The organism is uncultured Paraglaciecola sp., assembly GCF_913020055.1.
In the GTDB taxonomy this organism is placed as follows: Bacteria; Pseudomonadota; Gammaproteobacteria; order Enterobacterales; family Alteromonadaceae; genus Paraglaciecola.
On the sequence record NZ_CAJWCF010000182.1, the window covers coordinates 1 to 3,414 of the forward strand.

Here is a 3,414-nt window from a genome sequence, read left to right on the forward strand (position 1 = left end):
TATCAAATGTATGACTACATTCTTAGTGAGTTACCTGAAGTGATTGAGGCTAACTTTTCAGTTAATAGTGTACGGGCTATTAGTGGTCACTCAATGGGGGGGCATGGTGCTTTAGTTATCGCGTTACGTAATCCTACGTCTTTTACATCAGTCTCTGCCTTTAGTCCAATTGCTAACCCGAGTAATTGTCCTTGGGGTCAAAAAGCTTTTACAGCATATCTAGGCGAAAACAAGGCTGATTGGTCAGAGTATGATGCCAGTAAGTTAATGTCAGTAGCAACGCAGCATGTGCCTGCATTGGTGGATCAAGGAATGGCGGATAACTTTTTGGAACAAGAGCTAATGCCCGACTCCCTAACGAAGGCCGCTATTAAAAATAATTATCCCTTAGAGCTACGCAAACAGCCTGGTTATGACCATAGCTATTATTTTATTACGAGTTTTATTGAGAACCACTTACGGTTTCATGCTGAGTATTTAGCAAAAGGTTAAAAATAAAGAGAGAGTTATTACTTGAAAGCAAAACCCACTTTAAGCGCTAACGAACGATTTAAGTGGGTGATGGCAATTATTAGCGACTGTATATACCGAGTTTAACTAGTATACACAGGGCCGAACCCTATGCTCCAAATTATCACGGTTATTGCCAAAAGACCTACCAGCATGCACAAACCAACAGTGAGTACTGAGCTAGCGAATATAAATCCGCGGTCTTCAGGGATTTTCATTAGTATTGGTAGACCTTCATATAATAAGTAAACCGACCAACATACAGCAATCACACCAGCGATCATATTCATCCATAGATCAGGGTATATAGCGGTAATTCCAACGATAAATAATGGGGTTGCGGTATAAGCCGCGAGTAAAACACCATTGTGTTCCGACTCATCAACACCGTAAGTTAATGCAAAAAAATCTATAAATTTTCCTAAAATGAATATGCCACTAACCATCGCAGCATAAAATAGAACACAAAGTTGAGCCGCACTATTTTGTGTGAGCTTAACAAGTTCACCATCGCCAATACGCCAGCCCACTTCGCTTGCGCCGAAATAGGCAGAGAGGGTTGGAATTAATGCAAAGGCCAGTACATGGCCGATATAAAGTTTAGATGTTGATTCATGATGGTTGCGGATAGACTCCCATTCACGATCAGGGTGGGTCAAAATACCAATACTGTGCAGTAGACTCATTTCTTATTGCCTCCAAGTGACTTGTTAGCTGTTCTGTTTATTATTTTTAATTGAGTACAAGTTCAGTGTTTCTGTTTTTTATTATTAAGTCAATTGTTTGATTAACATACAACTCAATAATTCACATTTTTTTTCATTTTGTTTGACTTACAACAGTAATGAAAAAGTTATTACACTATAAAAGATAGTCATGCTTCTGGGTAAATCCAGATTTTTGTATAAAGTTTTACAGGTAATTTTGCACTCACTGTTCTGAAAGAATCGTGCAGAAGACCAAGGTGTTAGTATTTTTTGGTGAGTTGGTACCTACAAGTGGGTAATTGTATCAGTAGGGTAAACTGAGTGTGTTGGCTGTATGCCTGATTTTGAGAAGCTTAAAAATAAATACGGTCTATTTTTTATTATGCAAATAAAGTGCTTTACCTTTAATCAATTATAAGTAATTCTAATAAGTGAAGAAGTTACTAAAAATAAAAAATAATTTGCTCTAAACAGCAAATCCTTATGAATTAACTAATTAAAATAAAACTTAAACGCTTTATATAGTGACCGATTGTGTTGCACGATTTATTAGCTGTTTGTGTGTACGCGAGTCCCCGGTTACAAAATTGCTTTTGATACCAAGGAGATGTCGAGTGAAAGGTCGTAATCTGGGTTGGCTTTTATTGGGAACCTTGTTTTCCAGTGCAGCTTGGGCTGAATCAAAATATAATTTGACTCAAGGAGTCACTGACGTTAGCCATGAAGTATATGATTTGCATATGCTAGTGCTATACATTTGTACCGTAATCGGGGTTATCGTTTTTGGTGCAATATTCTGGTCGATGTTCTTTCACCGCAAATCCAAAGGCCATGTGGCTGCCACATTTCATGAAAGTACCAAAGTTGAAATCTTGTGGACAGTTATTCCTATTTTTATTCTTGTCGCAATGGCTGTTCCAGCAACAAAAACACTGATTGATATCGAGAATAACGAAGACTCCGATCTAACGATTCAAGTTACCGGTTCTCAGTGGAAGTGGCATTATCGATACTTCGATAAAGACGTTGAATTTTATAGCGTGCTTTCTACTCCAAAAGAACAGTGGGACAACCTTTCAGGAGCAGGTGCTGAAAAAGGTGAAAACTACTTACTTGAAGTCGACAAACCCTTAGTTATTCCTACCAATAAAAAAGTACGTTTCTTAATTACTTCCGATGATGTTATCCACTCATGGTGGGTGGCTGCTTTTGCGGTGAAACAAGATGCTGTGCCTGGGTTTATCAACGAGGCTTGGACAATTGTAAATGAGCCCGGCGTGTATCGCGGTCAATGTGCAGAGCTTTGTGGTAAAGATCATGGCTATATGCCAATTGTGGTAGAAGCACTGCCAGAATCTGAGTATGACGCATGGTTAGAGGAACAAAGACTCGCTGCTATCGCGGCTGCCGAAGCTGAAAAAGCCTCACTTGCAGCCATGATGACCATGGATGAGTTAATGGCATTAGGTGAAACAACGTATGTAACGTATTGCGCTGCTTGTCACCAAGCAAATGGACTAGGTTTACCGCCTACTTTCCCTGCTTTGAAGGGGAGTCCTATCGCGGTGGGTGATATTTCAGAACATATAAATATTGTTGTAAATGGAAAGGCCGGTACCGGTATGCAAGGGTTCGGTAAACAGCTAACACTCAAGGAACTTGCTGCGGTGGTTACTTACGAGCGTAATGCATGGGGCAATAATACGGGTGATGCTGTTCAAACAGCAGATGTTAAAGCTGCGGCTGGGATGTAAGGGGGACAAATTATGACAACAGCAACAACAGATACAGAATTGGCACACGATGACCACGGGCACGACCATCACGGACCAGCCACAGGGTTTAAACGTTGGTTATTTACAACAAATCATAAAGATATAGGCTCTATGTATCTTTGGTTTGCCTTCATTATGTTTTTAACTGGAGGATCGATGGCGATGGTAATTCGAGCTGAACTATTTCAGCCAGGATTACAGATTGTAGACCCTGACTTCTTTAACCAAATGACCACGGTGCATGGCTTGATCATGGTTTTTGGTGCAGTAATGCCAGCTTTTACAGGTTTAGCAAACTGGATGATACCGATGATGATTGGCGCGCCAGATATGGCGTTACCTAGGCTGAATAACTGGAGTTTCTGGATTCTTCCTTTTGCATTCTCTATTTTATTGATGTCATTTTTCTTGGGTGGGGCACC

The 3,414-nt window shown here is 40.2% G+C and carries 3 protein-coding genes and 1 pseudogene; 3 read left to right on the forward strand and 1 reads right to left on the reverse strand.

Features of this window, described 5'->3' with window-relative positions:
* The coding region (locus QZ488_RS21380) for an alpha/beta hydrolase-fold protein (protein WP_293752578.1) at positions 1 to 492 on the forward strand (492 nt) is incomplete at its 5' end.
* Between the two features lie 101 nt (positions 493 to 593).
* Here the strand turns inward: QZ488_RS21380 and QZ488_RS21385 are convergent.
* Positions 594 to 1,196: a Yip1 family protein gene (locus QZ488_RS21385; RefSeq protein ID WP_293752580.1), complete on the reverse strand. Its 603-nt coding sequence runs from the start codon at positions 1,194 to 1,196 to the stop codon at positions 594 to 596.
* A 650-nt stretch (positions 1,197 to 1,846) separates the two neighbouring features.
* Between QZ488_RS21385 and coxB the strand changes: the two are divergent.
* Both coxB and QZ488_RS21395 read left to right on the forward strand, forming a co-directional pair.
* A pseudogene (gene coxB / locus QZ488_RS21390) lies at positions 1,847 to 2,950 on the forward strand (cytochrome c oxidase subunit II); the annotation flags it as partial.
* A gap of 33 nt (positions 2,951 to 2,983) precedes the next feature.
* The coding region (locus tag QZ488_RS21395; protein WP_293752582.1) for a cbb3-type cytochrome c oxidase subunit I at positions 2,984 to 3,414 on the forward strand (431 nt) is incomplete at its 3' end.